This is a genomic window from Alkalihalobacillus sp. FSL W8-0930 (genome assembly GCA_037965595.1).
Taxonomy (GTDB): domain Bacteria; phylum Bacillota; class Bacilli; order Bacillales; family Bacillaceae_D; genus Alkalicoccobacillus.
Window position 1 is genome coordinate 1,935,370 of record CP150183.1, and the last position, 13,849, is coordinate 1,949,218.

Below are 13,849 nucleotides of genomic sequence, written 5' to 3' on the forward strand. Positions count from 1 at the left end.
ACTTTAGCATCTTACTAGGTGTCTTTAAATATTCTTTTCTCTTTGTTATAAATAAGTTAAAATTTATGAAACTATATATCATTTGATCCGTATTACTATCGAGGTGATCTAGATGAAAAAAATGAACATTTATTACATAATTGCTTTACTAATGCTTGTCATAGGAGGTTTAAACTTTGTTACCGACTCTAGTAATAATCTATTTTTGATCTACTTGCCATTGACAGCGAGTTTCTTCTTATTAGGGTTGGCTGAAGAAAAGAAGAAATCAAAGGAGCAATAGAACTGGAATCATTGAGCTAAACTGGAATATTAGTTTACTAAATAGATGGGAGATCCTATGAGAAATCCAAAGATTTATTTAACGATATCTATTCTTTTATATGTAATATTAGCATCTGCATTTCTACTCTTTGAATTTGCTGCCGCTAGCTACGATTGGAGTTCGTTTATATTCTTTAGCTTTGTTTACTGGATGATCCTAAGTTTGGATTACCAAAGAAAATTTAAAATAAACGAAGTAAGTAACTAATCGGCGCACATGCGTCGATTTTTTTACCTATTACATTTCACCTCACCACCCCTCCTCACATAGGCTACTGTACCGAATGTTAAGGAGGGGGATCGTTATGGTTGAGCTGACGTTTGCTCACTGGCTGTATCTTGCGGGTACGGTTTTAATTATTTTAACGATGTTATTCCGGCAAAATGTGTTGGTACCTTCGTTGTTTATGACCTTTTTTGTTGGGTGGGTGTATACAGGTTCGTTTGTGGAAGGGTTGCAGACGACGTTTAGTGCGAGTTTGGTTGCAGCTGCGGAATTGTTTAATATTTTCTTAATTATTACGGTGATGACGGCTCTTCTTCATGCGTTACGGTCTCTTCAGGCTGACGAGCGAATGGTGCGCCCGTTTGGGTACGTGATGAAGTCCGGTCATTCGTCTTTCTGGGTATTGGCTTTTATTACGTACGGGATCTCGTTGTTCTTTTGGCCGACGCCTGCTGTACCTTATGTTGTGAAAGGTACAAAAACAGAAATCAAAACATGTATTTACGTATGCTTTGATATATAGTCCTTGAAGAATTTACTAATATTTTCATCTGTCGTTAAGTCATAGTAAAATAGATGACCTTGGCGATTAAACTTCGCAATTTTAGTTAGATTTAATTTACATAAACGGATGATACGCTTTTTTATTTTACTTTTAGCCGTTGAATCGATTGTATTTAGGAAATCTAATCTATTAAAGATCGTCTCATATCTTGCAATACAGGCAAACATGTAACTAAACGGTATTAATAATATAGATAGAATAACCGAAATTAACACTTCATATAGTATTAAAGATAAGTCAGCAAAATTATTTATTAATTGAATTACGGAATAAGTGAACAAGATTAACCCTGTCAATTTAAGCAAACATCCAGCTCCATCTCCAGCTGCTTTATATTCAGCCTTTTTATCATAACTATAAATAGCCACTATAAACGTTGATAATATAATTAATACTATTAAAGCTAATTCAATAGCAATTGAAAAAGTATAAAAATTAATCATACATTCCAAAAACACTACTATTGAAATTGCTTTCAAAAAGGTCCTTTTAAAATAAGAATTGTCCTCTGCATCTGATATGCTTTGAAATGTTACATAATATGGAACAGTTATTATCCATACTAAAACTGTTTTAAGATTACTTTCATCAACCAATCCTATAAAGTAGATTAAAGATATAATCATACTACTGTATAGAGTTGTAAATATTCCTGCTATAACAATTCTATTATGCATTATTTTACTAAAGAAATTTTTTAATGATGCTCTACCTTCTGAAGTTGAAATTAGTAGAATAATAAAAAATAACACAATAAGTACATAAGCCCATTCTCTCGTATTTAAAAAGTTTAAAATTGTAATATCCTCCTTATAAGGTATCCCAAAGTTAAAATCCAATTTACTAATAAAACAATCTATTACGACTTTATCACATAATTAAAAATATTAAATATAGCTTTAATAAAACACAAAAAAACTCGGCCAATTAAGACCGAGTCTAAATCTAGATACTATTATCCTAGAAGTTGAAGAACTTGTTGTGGAGCTTGGTTTGCTTGAGCAAGCATAGATTGAGAAGCTTGAGAAAGAATGTTGTTCTTAGTGAACTCCATGATTTCTTTAGCCATATCAACGTCACGAATACGAGACTCAGCAGCTTGAAGGTTCTCAGAAGAGTTGTTCAAGTTAGAGATTGTATGCTCTAAACGGTTTTGGTTTGCACCTAGTTTAGAACGCTCAGCGGATACTTGATCAATAGCTGATTGAATCGTAGTGATTGCAGCGGCAGCACTATCGTGAGTTGATACATTAAGAGCTTGTTCAGTAACAGTATTGTTTGTACCATTAGTTACACCTAAATCTGCATCAGTAGTACCAACTGAACTGATCCCTAAAGCAACTGCTCTCATATCAGCAATATCAAGTGTTAAGCTTTGGTTTTCGTTAGCACCAATTTGAAATTTCAAGCTATTAGTTGGATCAGCAACAGCATCTTCCTGAGCTATACCAGCAGTAGTTACTGTGTGAGTAGCTCCTGTTGGTGCTGTGTCAGTTTCTGCACCTTCAAGTTGAGTTAATACCAAGTTAGTTCCATCTTTAGTCGCAGTATACTTAACGTTAAGATCGGTATTTTGATTAATCGCGTCAACTAATTCATCTAAGTTATCAAAATCAGTTTCAAAAGTGAAAGCTTCGTCATCAATTGTAATAGTAGCTCCGCCAGCAGCAGCATATGTATATACACCTTGAACTGCTTTTGCAGAAGTACCATCTTTGTCACCGTTAAGAAGCTTCTGAGTATTAAACTCAGTAGTGTTACCGATGCGGTTGATTTCAGAGGTTAAAGAGTTCATTTCTTTTTGAATTTCGTTACGGTCTGAATCTGTGTTAGTATCATTTGATGCTTGTGTAGCAAGTTCGCGCATACGTTGAAGAATAGAATGAGTCTCACTAAGAGCTCCTTCAGCTGTTTGGATTAAAGAGATACCATCTTGTGCGTTAGTGCTAGCTTGATCCAAGCCACGAACTTGAGCACGCATTTTTTCAGAGATTGCAAGGCCAGCAGCGTCATCTCCTGCACGGTTAATGCGAAGACCTGAAGATAGTTTTTCTTGAGCTTTTGCTCCGTTTGCTTGGTTCGCACCAAGTTGACGGTGAGCGTTCATTGCAGATAAATTGTGATTAATAATCATTTAAGATTACCTCCATGTTTTGTTTTTAGGGTCACATCCGTATGGCCCTTAATTTATATACAAAACTTCCTAAGAAGTGATGTAACTAACTTATTTGATGTGCTTGCGATGTTCTTCTGCAAGAGCTTGAAGTGCTTCCCCGTGATCGGTTCTCTCTTCATAAATCTCTTCTCTTAGAATATCCACACCAATTGGTGCATCAATTTTCAATCTGACAAGACCGTCTTCTGTTTTAAGAACTTGGACTTTAATAATGTCAGCGATAATAATCGATTGACCGTCTTTTCTTCCTAGTGTTAGTGCCATTTTCAATCCTCCCTGATCTCCATCATTAATCATCTTCCATGATGTTCTACTTTTTATATCGGAACTTTAATCAAGATGTTTAGCATTTCTTTAAAATAATTTTCATTGAAACTAAAACTGTTTTATTGCGTATAATTGGAATACTGAAAAAAGATTGGAGAGACAGGTAAATTGATTAAAAACAAAAGTATACTTTTGATGTTTAGCACTTTTTCCTTCTTAGGAATTGTTGGTTGCTCTGACACATCAGCTGAAGATTTAAGTGGCAATGAATTAATCGAGCTATTATCAAGTGAGAATACCCCTCAGTTTTATGACGATGAGGAGGTTATGGAAGAATATATAAAAAGTAATGGCCTATCATCTCTTGTTGAAGTTGACCCACACAATCTTAAAGAAAGTACTTTTTGGTCAATGGACACCCTTAATCAAGATGATAAAATACAAAACTTCTCCTTCTATCTGGATCGTATTGATGCAACGTTAAATGAATTAGAGGCTTTAGATTTCTTACATTCGTTCTTCAATAATAATTTTTTGTCCAATTATGATGTTGAAAAGTATAAATATCTACATTCTTCAGGCCGAGACGTATATGTCATAGAGTACAAGCAAAAAAATCTTGAGCAACCTATTGAAGAGATACCCAATGTATTCACCGTCAGTTTAGGAGTTGAAGAAGATCAAGTCGTTAGCTTACGAACAAGTAACAAATCTCCACGTGTAGCTGATATCGTAGAAACATACGACTGGGATTTACCATTTTAATATAATCTCTTAAAAACACGTACTAGGCTATACTTAGAATTTATTAACATTGATCACGAACATACATTCCCATATAATTAGATCTATGATCTATTTAGGGAGTGTTTGTCATGCCATCGTTTGAGGAGTTAGAAGAGTATAAAACATATCTAAGACGCGGTAATCTAACGTGGGAAGGCAGCAGAATGATGTTGCCAGAACACAAGGTGCGGATACTCGATAGCAATGAGCGTGACAAGCGAGTCGAAAAACATGAGCTGGATCCAGATGAACTGCAGGAAATTGGATACGTGGTAATGGATGCGCTGAACTACACTAAAAAGGTACAAATAAATTATTGGGATGATTGGGCTTACCATGAAATTTTGTGTTTTATCTTAAGTGTAAGTAGGGATCAAAAACAAATTAAAGTGGAAAACGAGAATGGGGACATTGATTATATTCAGGTGGAGTGTCTTCGTACTGTGTTGCTGTTATGAAGGTTAAGAGCGTGGATATTAATTTAAATTCACTTTCGTTTATAGGTTCAAAGTGGGCTACCTTGTTTCTAATTCGAATTGAATCTTTGAGTAATTTTAAAACATAAGGGGTATACATATCTGAGTATCGGTTATTAACTTTCCTGACGTTCAAAGCATAATCAAACTCAATTAGATTGTGTCTTTGAATAAGTAATTGATTGATATTGAATAATTTCACATAGGTTTTTGAGTTTAAAGACAATTGACACCTCCCTTTATATGGTTTCAATGTCATCAGCCAAATACCTTTATTTTTTTGATTTATTACTGACATTTAAATGAGTTTCTTTTCACATATCTTTCATAAATTATTTATACAATGTAGCCGATCTATATTGTAAACAGTATTCTATTATGAAATACTACAAATAACAGGGGGTGTTTTAAATTGACTACAATTATGGAAGTTGCAAATTTCTTTCTACAAAAAACAAATCATGAGACAGAAACAGTGATCTCACCTTTAAAATTGCAAAAAGTTTGTTACTATGCTCAAGCGTGGTGTCTAGCTTTAAATGGTGTAAGACTGTTTGATGACGAATTTGTTGCATGGCCACATGGACCTGTAAACGAGGATCTTTACCATAAGTACAAAGATTACAAATGGAGACCGATTGACTTTCCAGAGGATTTTGATGACAGTGTTCTTTCTCTTCAGGAAAGAAACTACTTGAACGATGTTTGGGAGTTATACGGAAAGTATGACGCAAAGTACTTAGAGGACCTTACACATCAGGAGTTACCTTGGCAAGAAGCTAGAGAGGGTTATCCAGAAGGTCATCATTGTAGCGTTGTAATTAGAGAAGAAACAATGCGCAACTATTATAGAGAGTTGCTTGCTGATGGCTAAAAGGATCAAAGTAAGCAACCCAAAAAATCAAAACAAAATATCTGGAAAAACAATTTCTGATAAAGCGTTAGAAGTGAGGAATCCAGGACATAACACAAACGATTTGGCTCCTCACTTCTCATTCAAACATGCTTGTAATCATCATTTCCAACTATCAGATTGGCAATCTATTGAATTAGCTGAGCTAATAGAGTGCTTTAGAAAGCTCGAAAGTCAGAGTTGGACAAACATAATGAAACAAAGTAAAAGAGGTCTTGGATACTGCAAGGTGGATCCTAAAACTTTCAGTAAATCTTTACCTGAATACATATCGCCGGAACATACAATAATTGAATTAAGAGTAAACAAAAAAGCTAGATTGTTTGGTTATAGATGGGAAAATGTTTTTCATATTATCTGGTTCGACCGAAATCATGATGTATATCCTATGTAAATAAAAACGGCCCACCTTATTAAAAGGTTGGGCCGTTTTACTTTAGTTTATTACTTTATCTAGTTCTCTATAAGTGTTAGGTCCTGCGACCCCATCCACTTCACGAGGCAAATATACTTTTTGGAAACGTGTCACAGCATCTTCAGTCTTTTTACCAAAGTCATTATCAACGGAACTGACTTTGAAGTTAGCTGCATTTAAAGCTGTCTGAAGCAAACCTACGTCATTTCCTTTACTGCCACGTCTAAGCGTAGCAGACGGCAAAGAATATTTTTTCTTAGAGGGCTTTGGTGCAGGAGTAGACTCTACCTTCCCATCAAACTCAACAAATTGTGTGTTGGCTGTGATGTAGAGACCTGAGATCAGCTGATACATTTTTGAACCGTTTACCGTAAGCTCACGAGCAACCGTGAAGGCTTCACCTTTAGACACTTGGAATGACTTTGAATTCCAATCAGCCTTGTCGTATACCCATAGCTTGTCTGCTTTTACACGTAATAGTGATTTACCGACATCATCTGATTTAACCGGTGCAGATGGTTGTACCGGCGTACTTGGTACATTTCCGTTTGATTTAGGAACAGTAACGCTGTAGAAATTACAAATACCTACCAGCAATGCCTGAGCATATGCTTCATCAAACGCAGGTGTAAGCATCCATTTACGTGCTTCCGGATTCGAAAAGAAATCACCTTCCGTAAGAATGGCCAGCATGTTTTTGTATGTGGCTCTCAACACACCAAAGTTAGCTCGTTTTACGCCACGGTTTGGTTTCTTTAATCCTGCAACCAGGGCAGATTGTACAGCTTGTGCAATGGCCAGTGATGCATGACTATCCGTATGGATAAAGGTTTCCGTACCAGTAACGCTGGTGTCGCTGTGTGCATTTGAATGGATAGAACAGAATAAATCCGCCTTCGCCCTTACCGCATTCGCTCCACGTTGAGACAAGCTTAAGTCATTTGGACTGTTGATATCGCAAGAGTACATGGTACGAAAGCCAGCATCCTTCAGCTTTTTATCTAACAGTCTGGCCACGTTACGGTTGCTTAAATACTCGTAGTAAGTAGGATTACTCCCAGCACGTTTACCTGGTGTATTCTTTGCGTGACCTGGATCGATACAAATTAATTTACTCATGTTAATTTACCTCCTTAGATTGTCCATCGCGATGTTTAAATAATTCAAATAAACCTGTACCTGACAACCCTGCAAAACCACCGGCCCATAACCTTAAGACCAAATCCATTTCAGTGAATGGTGTAGCAAGAGCTCCTACAAATAAGCCGATCCCAAATGAAATTAGAGGTAGTAGATTTACCTTGATATTGACTGCCTTTTTAAGTACCTGGATAAGCGCCAGAACCACCGGTGCAAGAACCGAGGCAAACAACAAAACTTCTTCCACATCATCATCTCCCTAATAAAAATAGCCACCCTGAGTCTCACAGGATGGCTTAACTTGATAATAATTCAATTAATGCGGCTACAGCACCGCCACTACCAACAGCTATTCCGACAATCTTCCATACCTGTTGCTGTGTAAAAGCATTTCTTTCTCTTTGCGCCTTTCGTGAAACAACGTCATTCTGCAGTACGTGGTCAATCAATTTTTGGGATAGGTCCTGTTGCTTACCGCTCTCTTTCAAAACGGTATTTTCAGTATCTGTTAATTTATTTCGAATTTCTCCATTCAAGCGTTCTTGTTGAATTCTATAATCCTCAAGCGATTGTAATCGCAATTCGTGGTTGTCCAAAGTTTCTTGCACACCCATCGCCTCCTCTGGCATGTTCCCCCTCCTCTGTGAAATTATTAGCGGGAGCATGTACTCATGTATGATCCCGTTTTTTCGATTAAGCTAGAATAACACCCGCCCTCTGTCGGGTGTAGGGGAGCCATACACTCCCCGTTTTTTTATCTATGAAAATGTCTTTGAATGGCAGCGAAATCCTTGCCTGACGTAAAATCAATAATTCGAATACCTTGCGCAAATCTGTGCTGCAGCTTCTCATCATACGTTTTCTTGTAATAAGCTAATTTTGAGTCGATGTTCATAGTTGGATTAATGATGATTTCCGGTTCAGGGAAACCATCCATTTCAACAAGTACTGCAACACAATTGCCTGCCTTTTTAGCTTCTAAGAAGCACTTTTCCATTTCTGTTACGTGTATATCCATCTCTTTATCACCTCCAACTCAAAATAAAAGAAGCCTATTTCTAGGCTTCGGTTTCGGACTCTTCAGGATCTCCGTCTTCAATTGGATCTTCACCCGGAGCCGGTTCTTGTTCTTGGACTGGATCAGGCTGCGACGGATTCAGTTCATCCTCACGCCCTAACATTGTAGCAACCTGTACACGGCAGTGTTCGGGTACATCCATTAGGTCATAACGACCAATAGATACCATAATGCTGTAAAAACTATTCATTCGTTTCTCCTCCAATTTTAGCCTCTAAATCAGCTAGTTTAGTTTCTAATTCTGTAATTCGTTTTTGGTCTTCACTACTTTGGATCACCAAATACCCAACAGCTTCACCTAATGCATCGTTATCGAGAACCACTCCTCCGAGAGTTGCTCCCAGTCCTTCTGTATCAAGTATCACAGCACCAAGTGCAACTCCAACATTTTCTGCATCGATTAAAAAAGGAAGGCGTTCGCCCTCCTCCGTTTCTGTGCTTATTCCCTTTTGATTAAGTAATTCAATGATGACTTCTAAGCCTAACGAAGGTTGGTTGCTCATATTATACTCCTTTCAACTGACGAACGAGTTTTACGACCTCTGCCAGCATTAGTTCATGTGCAGTTACCTGTTGCTTAGTATCTGTATTTCTTTCAACCTCTTTTTCGAAAGCAGACTTAAAGCTTGATTGATAAGTTACACTGGCTTTAGATAAAGTAGTTGTAAGTGTATGCTTATCTAAAACAATATAGGTAACAGTGTAAGTGGATTGTTCGTCATATTCAGATACAGGTATTCTTGCTAATTGTGTACCCGCTGAGTTCACATGATTATTACTGATGTTCCACTTCTTATCTAAAACACCGTCTCTATAGACCCCTACAATATATTTGTCTCGATACTTCAACTTAGAAGCACCATCGCTCACACTTTTTTGATTGATTAAAAATTCTCCGCTAGCGCGAACAGGATTAACGATTTCCTTAGTAATTATTCCTTCTTCTATCTCAATTAAGTTACTACCTCCATGTAAGCTTATTTCGCCTTCTTCACTTAATGAACGTTCAATTGGAACTGCGAGTTCATAATGAACGAGAAATGGGTTATCTCTAAAGAAGTTATTCACTTGTTCATTAGTTGGAGTAACACCATCAACAAAGCCTGTACGTTCATTAGGAATAGTTATAGAAAAACTACTATCATTATGAAACAAGGCTGAAAATGGTTTATTTTGATCTTTGTCGCTGTACACAGAACCACTATTAGTATCATGGGCGAATACATTGGGTGTACTACCCTTTGCCTCTTGGAAAAGAGAGAAGTCTACAGGTTTTATTCTTTTAAAACCGATCCCTTCTTCCATAACTCTCATAGATTTAGAACCATCAATCATCCCACTTTTCATCCTTTGAATTGAAACATAATTCCCATTCTTTTTATAAATACTATCGCGAACCGTTCCGTCTGAAGATGAGCCTAGAAGAGTGTCCGAAAAGTAAAGATAATCATTATTTTGTGGTTGGAAAGAAATCATCCTAGAACCAATTGTTAAACTGAAGTTTGTAAATGAATACGTACCTGGAGTCGATAAACTAGAAAGCCTAATTTCAAGATATTTTGTACCAGGTAAAGTCTTAAACGTTCCTCTACTCGCTCCAGTGCTCACATAAGCACTTTCATCATTGGATGCTGCATTTTTATGATAAGCTATTACTCCATTATTAGTACCATCAGTCTCAACATCGCATTGCAATGTGTATACCTGATTAGGTACAGCTGGTATATGAAATCTAGCAAACTGATCGGTGCCATTGGAAATGAATTTCAGTTCATAAGGCATCAAACTGATGATATCTTTAGTTTCTAGCCGCGAAGTAAAACTATCAGGAAAAGCAGGGAGTAGATTTTTTCCTTTTTTCACTACCACCGGATTGCGTACATGTTGAACACCTTCAATAAACGGATACCTTTCACCTAATTTTGATTCTGTAAGTAACAGAGCTTCAGAATACTCAGATTGAGTGAGCTCAAAAAGTGTTATTTTTTCAAAGCTTATAAGTTCTTTAAGTTGAGCAGTATCAATCCTTAAATATAATTCATTCTCACCATTACTAATGAATAAAATTTTGCTTTGAACCGGTATCCCACCTCTTACAGTTGGTGTTGCTTCGTGAATGGTAGTTCCATTAAACCCATCTTTACGAATCTGTACTCTACCATTTGTTAAACAATTTAGAAGATACGGTTTGTTAGCTTTCAATTTCAATTTAAAGTACTGCATTTGCCAATCGCCTTCTGGCATAATTTTTATTGAATGAGCAGTGGTTTCCCATTTACCTGAATGTCTCACCCATCTTTCTGATAAAAAGTTAGGTAACAGGTTTACTCTCGTCTGTCCTGTGATCAAAAAATCAACTGGCCCCGGTTGCTCACTCTCTACAAGATTTAATCCATGCTTTAAAGGTGCGGTGATCGCATCCTGAGAACGAAGCTGATCGGCAATCTTTTCGTCGCGTTCCTTTAACTCATTTTGTCGCTTATTGAAGTCATCTGCATAAGCTGCAGTATCAGTTGTAAATGGCGTAACCTCAGGTAGTTTCATAGCTTTTCATCTCCTTTCTTAGTACATATCATCGATCTCAAAACCAAACTGCATGTCTCCATCTTTGCGTTTGCTGTACATGGTACGAATAGCTGTAAACTTTCCATCTTCATCAACTAAAGCCATTTCATTAATGTTCCGGCCAACAAGTTCTGACTCGCCAAGTGTAATTACATACCGCATGGTAGCCGGAGCGATGAAACTGGCACTCTCAATAGCTTTGCGAACTAATTGATTTTTAAGCGCTTGCTCATTTCCTGTTGGAGCGACAGGATTACCAGCTGAATCAACGCCCCCATCACCTAAAGCAATGTGTGTATTCTTCGTAATACGTGATCCTGATGCGCGAGCTTTCGCCATTTGTTCTCGAGCATAAACCGTTGTTTTTGTTGTACTCATGTTCTGATCTCCTTTATAGTGCGATTTTTTCAGAGGTTGCGTTCAAACGTCTACTTCCATCAAGTTTTACCGAGCCGTCCAACGTCCACCAATCCTTGCGTACAGTAAGTACCCCTTTACTAGTAGTGGGCATTCGTACCACGCTTTTAAAGGTCACCTTTTGTCTGAATAGAAGCGGATGCAAATTGTTGAATCCGTTTAAATACCAACTGCCATCAAGGTTGTCTACACCATTCAGATAAATGGGTAAGACACCAAAGAAACCTAGACATGTACGGAAGACCTGCTTTTGTTTTTGATCTTTCTTTTCAAGTGAATCAACCTTTGCTCTAACAGCTGCGGCAATTTTCGTTTGTTGTTTTTTAGGAACCTTAAATCTCGTTTTTAACTTTTTAGCAAACACCTGGCGCGGATATTTATCGTTTGTACCATTGAGGTACCAGCTGCCATCTAAATAGTGACGGCCGTTTAAAGACACCGGCACAAAACCAAAAAAGCCAATAGCAGCTCGAATGATCATCTTGCGCCATTGGATATCCTTATTTTGATACGAATGATTCTGAGATCGAACCTTTTGCTTAGCTCTTGATTGCATCGATTGTTCACTAATCATCTTCATTAACAATTTGTGACCAAACAACTGCCTTCTGTACCGGTTGTCATAGCCATCAAGAGAGAAAGTACCGTCCAGGTTGTATACACCATCCAAATAGACCGGCAACATATCAAAGAAGCCTACTCGAGTACGAAAGCGACTTTTCTTACCATAGTCTTTAAGTTCAAACGGAGCAGTGATAGCGCGAAAGATCATCTTTTCATGATGCGATAACTCAGCTTCAATCTTGCTTCTAAACTTAATAAAAAACTGATAATACTCATGAATTTTTTTCTCCGAGAAACCATTTAAGCTCCATGAACCATCTAATTTATGATTACCGTCTAAATAAACACGTGATACTTTATCCCAATAAGGATGAACCGTCTTGATTTTTAATTTCTGTTTGTACTGAATTGAGTTATCTGTATGCTCCTTAAACAGTGCTCTGAATGTGTAAGCCAAATGTGCTGGCTTCATACGCTCTAGTTGCTGAATGATTTGTGTCCCGTACTGCAAGTCATATCCATCTATGTTCACCATGAAATGAGGTCGACCTGGTGTGCTCCTTACAACGGTTGAAGGATTCATCAAGTATCGATTAATGGTCCGTTCCAACGTTTTGTATGTTGTAGAAGGGAAGTTACTAATCTGTGAAATGATGCGGTTCCTTCTAACGTAAATATCGTCTGAACTATCTCTATCACTTGAAAGAAGATCCTCCCATCGATCCAGCCCCCATGTAGCGGTGGGAATGAATAGTTGATCGGTCATATCAAAAAGGAGATCGTTGAGCTGCTGAAACTCTTCTGCTTCAGTACCAACGATCTCCTTCATCTCAACTAAACGATTCAACATAGGTGGTAAATAGGCTTCCATTTCCTCTCGCTTACTCATACAGGTTCACCTCTGCTAGCCTCGGAATCTCAATTTCATCAAGTTCAAGGTTTCCGCTTTGGCCATCGATCAAAACCTCAGCATAGTCAAAAACAGAAGGTGAGCGTTGAAGGATCTGGTTGATCTGACTCACACGAATGAATGGGTCCTCAAATGCCAATGTCCTGAACAGTGCTTGAACACCCTCCCGAACTTCTCTCTCACAGTCTTCAAGCGTTCTTCCGGATGAAAGAACAATCTTTGCACTGATGGCTATATCTTTCCATTCTGCGCTAACAACAGTAGCTTTGGCTCCAATTGGTGCCTCACCCTCTCCGTGACCTTCTTCCGGATCAATGAACGTTTGAACGTCATTAATTAACCTGGTAGTAGCAGGCTCAATGTTTGCATCAGTAATAACAATTCTCACTGTCCCTTCACCATAAGCTAACGGGAAAATTTTCGCCTTCCCTACTCCTTCAACAGATTCAGCCCACTGCTTATAATGTGCCGCGTTTCCTGAAACAGCTTCTCTCCTTACACGGACTTGATATCGTGCAAAAAGAGCTTGATCTGTTTCCTCCTCCGCACCTGGTACGAGTAAACTGACTAATTGCGCTGTCTCAAGACCTGGTATTGTTTCGACAGGTTGGAGCGGGAGATCCTTCATACTTGAAACGTTCCCCGCTTCACCAGCTGTTTCAGCTCTCAATTGTGAATTCCCAAGCGATTGAAAATATATAGAATGTGATTCAAGAAAGAACCGCATACCTGCAGGTACAGACACATTAAAACGAGCATCCCAAACGGCTCTAGTTGCAGGTACACGCTCAATTCCAGCTTCAACTACACGCTTATCAAGAAACTCCCCAGTTGCTGTATCAGCGAAAACTAGATCAAATGAAGCCTCTAACCATGCATAAGACTGAGTTACTTCTGCCGCTGCCGGTGCAAGTGCATTCCAGATGATACTTCCCTCTCGTTTATCAATATCATTTGGTACCCTATCCAACATACGCTCCATGATGGCTTCAAACGTGTAACTCTGAAGCAAATCAACGACTTCTTG

General features: G+C 38.0%; 18 protein-coding genes. 5 read left to right on the forward strand and 13 right to left on the reverse strand.

Annotated features, from left to right (window positions below; translation table 11 throughout):
• The first annotated feature begins 629 nt into the window (after nucleotides 1-629).
• Nucleotides 630-1,073, forward strand: coding sequence for a hypothetical protein (locus NSQ54_10275; GenBank protein ID WYP28457.1), 444 nt, complete (start codon nucleotides 630-632; stop codon nucleotides 1,071-1,073).
• On the opposite strand, the gene NSQ54_10280 is transcribed toward NSQ54_10275, so the two are convergent.
• From NSQ54_10280 to NSQ54_10290, 3 genes are all read right to left on the reverse strand, one after another.
• On the reverse strand, nucleotides 1,052-1,954 hold the full coding sequence (locus tag NSQ54_10280) for a hypothetical protein (protein WYP28458.1): 903 nt from the start codon (nucleotides 1,952-1,954) through the stop codon (nucleotides 1,052-1,054). The genes NSQ54_10275 and NSQ54_10280 overlap by 22 nt on opposite strands.
• 116 nt (nucleotides 1,955-2,070) lie before the next feature.
• Nucleotides 2,071-3,249, reverse strand: coding sequence for a flagellin (locus NSQ54_10285; GenBank protein ID WYP28459.1), 1,179 nt, complete (start codon nucleotides 3,247-3,249; stop codon nucleotides 2,071-2,073).
• A 90-nt stretch (nucleotides 3,250-3,339) separates the two neighbouring features.
• Complete coding sequence (locus NSQ54_10290) at nucleotides 3,340-3,555, reverse strand: carbon storage regulator (GenBank protein WYP28460.1); 216 nt, start codon at nucleotides 3,553-3,555, stop codon at nucleotides 3,340-3,342.
• Nucleotides 3,556-3,726: 171 nt separating this feature from the next.
• Between NSQ54_10290 and NSQ54_10295 the strand changes: the two genes are divergently transcribed.
• From NSQ54_10295 to NSQ54_10310, 4 genes are all read left to right on the forward strand, one after another.
• Nucleotides 3,727-4,323 (forward strand): hypothetical protein, encoded by a 597-nt coding sequence (locus tag NSQ54_10295; GenBank protein ID WYP28461.1) that lies wholly within the window; start codon nucleotides 3,727-3,729, stop codon nucleotides 4,321-4,323.
• Nucleotides 4,324-4,433: 110 nt separating this feature from the next.
• Complete coding sequence (locus tag NSQ54_10300; protein WYP28462.1) at nucleotides 4,434-4,802, forward strand: YolD-like family protein; 369 nt, start codon at nucleotides 4,434-4,436, stop codon at nucleotides 4,800-4,802.
• 430 nt (nucleotides 4,803-5,232) lie between these two features.
• Nucleotides 5,233-5,694, forward strand: a complete 462-nt coding sequence (locus NSQ54_10305) for a type II toxin-antitoxin system antitoxin SocA domain-containing protein (GenBank protein WYP28463.1) — start codon at nucleotides 5,233-5,235, stop codon at nucleotides 5,692-5,694.
• The gene (locus tag NSQ54_10310) at nucleotides 5,687-6,127 is read left to right on the forward strand and encodes a hypothetical protein (GenBank protein ID WYP28464.1); all 441 of its coding nucleotides are present in this window, start codon (nucleotides 5,687-5,689) and stop codon (nucleotides 6,125-6,127) included. The genes NSQ54_10305 and NSQ54_10310 overlap by 8 nt, the downstream gene beginning before the upstream one ends.
• Before the next feature lie 42 nt (nucleotides 6,128-6,169).
• Here NSQ54_10310 and NSQ54_10315 read toward each other — a convergent pair whose 3' ends face one another.
• The 10 genes from NSQ54_10315 to NSQ54_10360 form a co-directional block, all read right to left on the reverse strand.
• A complete protein-coding gene (locus NSQ54_10315; protein WYP28465.1) occupies nucleotides 6,170-7,267 on the reverse strand; it encodes an N-acetylmuramoyl-L-alanine amidase in 1,098 nt (365 codons plus the stop codon).
• Between the two features lies 1 nt (nucleotide 7,268).
• Nucleotides 7,269-7,535, reverse strand: a complete 267-nt coding sequence (locus NSQ54_10320; protein WYP24733.1) for a holin — start codon at nucleotides 7,533-7,535, stop codon at nucleotides 7,269-7,271.
• A gap of 49 nt (nucleotides 7,536-7,584) precedes the next feature.
• Nucleotides 7,585-7,917, reverse strand: a complete 333-nt coding sequence (locus tag NSQ54_10325; protein ID WYP24734.1) for a hypothetical protein — start codon at nucleotides 7,915-7,917, stop codon at nucleotides 7,585-7,587.
• Nucleotides 7,918-8,042: 125 nt separating this feature from the next.
• The gene (locus NSQ54_10330; GenBank protein WYP24735.1) at nucleotides 8,043-8,306 is read right to left on the reverse strand and encodes a hypothetical protein; all 264 of its coding nucleotides are present in this window, start codon (nucleotides 8,304-8,306) and stop codon (nucleotides 8,043-8,045) included.
• Nucleotides 8,307-8,346: 40 nt separating this feature from the next.
• Nucleotides 8,347-8,556: a hypothetical protein gene (locus NSQ54_10335; GenBank protein WYP24736.1), complete on the reverse strand. Its 210-nt coding sequence runs from the start codon at nucleotides 8,554-8,556 to the stop codon at nucleotides 8,347-8,349.
• Entirely contained in the window at nucleotides 8,549-8,869 is a 321-nt protein-coding gene (locus NSQ54_10340) for a hypothetical protein (protein WYP24737.1), read from the reverse strand. Before NSQ54_10340 ends, NSQ54_10335 begins: the two co-directional genes overlap by 8 nt.
• A 1-nt stretch (nucleotide 8,870) precedes the next feature.
• Nucleotides 8,871-10,910, reverse strand: a complete 2,040-nt coding sequence (locus NSQ54_10345) for a hypothetical protein (GenBank protein WYP24738.1) — start codon at nucleotides 10,908-10,910, stop codon at nucleotides 8,871-8,873.
• Nucleotides 10,911-10,928: 18 nt separating this feature from the next.
• Nucleotides 10,929-11,309 carry a phage tail protein gene (locus tag NSQ54_10350; GenBank protein ID WYP24739.1) on the reverse strand — a complete coding sequence of 127 codons (381 nt, stop codon included), beginning with the start codon at nucleotides 11,307-11,309 and terminating at the stop codon, nucleotides 10,929-10,931.
• A gap of 13 nt (nucleotides 11,310-11,322) precedes the next feature.
• Complete coding sequence (locus tag NSQ54_10355) at nucleotides 11,323-12,801, reverse strand: putative phage tail protein (GenBank protein ID WYP24740.1); 1,479 nt, start codon at nucleotides 12,799-12,801, stop codon at nucleotides 11,323-11,325.
• Complete coding sequence (locus NSQ54_10360) at nucleotides 12,794-13,834, reverse strand: baseplate J/gp47 family protein (GenBank protein ID WYP28535.1); 1,041 nt, start codon at nucleotides 13,832-13,834, stop codon at nucleotides 12,794-12,796. Before NSQ54_10360 ends, NSQ54_10355 begins: the two co-directional genes overlap by 8 nt.
• Nucleotides 13,835-13,849: the final 15 nt, after the last annotated feature.

What these genes read in the sequence shown, in the direction of transcription:
- NSQ54_10275 (WYP28457.1), top strand. Translation starts at nt 630, where the DNA reads ATGGTTGAGCTGACGTTTGCTCACTGGCTGTATCTTGCGGGTACGGTT.
- NSQ54_10285 (WYP28459.1), bottom strand. Translation starts at nt 3,249, where the DNA reads ATGATTATTAATCACAATTTATCTGCAATGAACGCTCACCGTCAACTT.
- NSQ54_10290 (WYP28460.1), bottom strand. Translation starts at nt 3,555, where the DNA reads ATGGCACTAACACTAGGAAGAAAAGACGGTCAATCGATTATTATCGCT.
- NSQ54_10300 (WYP28462.1), top strand. Translation starts at nt 4,434, where the DNA reads ATGCCATCGTTTGAGGAGTTAGAAGAGTATAAAACATATCTAAGACGC.
- NSQ54_10310 (WYP28464.1), top strand. Translation starts at nt 5,687, where the DNA reads ATGGCTAAAAGGATCAAAGTAAGCAACCCAAAAAATCAAAACAAAATA.
- NSQ54_10315 (WYP28465.1), bottom strand. Translation starts at nt 7,267, where the DNA reads ATGAGTAAATTAATTTGTATCGATCCAGGTCACGCAAAGAATACACCA.
- NSQ54_10325 (WYP24734.1), bottom strand. Translation starts at nt 7,917, where the DNA reads ATGCCAGAGGAGGCGATGGGTGTGCAAGAAACTTTGGACAACCACGAA.
- NSQ54_10330 (WYP24735.1), bottom strand. Translation starts at nt 8,306, where the DNA reads ATGGATATACACGTAACAGAAATGGAAAAGTGCTTCTTAGAAGCTAAA.
- NSQ54_10335 (WYP24736.1), bottom strand. Translation starts at nt 8,556, where the DNA reads ATGAATAGTTTTTACAGCATTATGGTATCTATTGGTCGTTATGACCTA.
- NSQ54_10340 (WYP24737.1), bottom strand. Translation starts at nt 8,869, where the DNA reads ATGAGCAACCAACCTTCGTTAGGCTTAGAAGTCATCATTGAATTACTT.
- NSQ54_10345 (WYP24738.1), bottom strand. Translation starts at nt 10,910, where the DNA reads ATGAAACTACCTGAGGTTACGCCATTTACAACTGATACTGCAGCTTAT.
- NSQ54_10350 (WYP24739.1), bottom strand. Translation starts at nt 11,309, where the DNA reads ATGAGTACAACAAAAACAACGGTTTATGCTCGAGAACAAATGGCGAAA.
- NSQ54_10355 (WYP24740.1), bottom strand. Translation starts at nt 12,801, where the DNA reads ATGAGTAAGCGAGAGGAAATGGAAGCCTATTTACCACCTATGTTGAAT.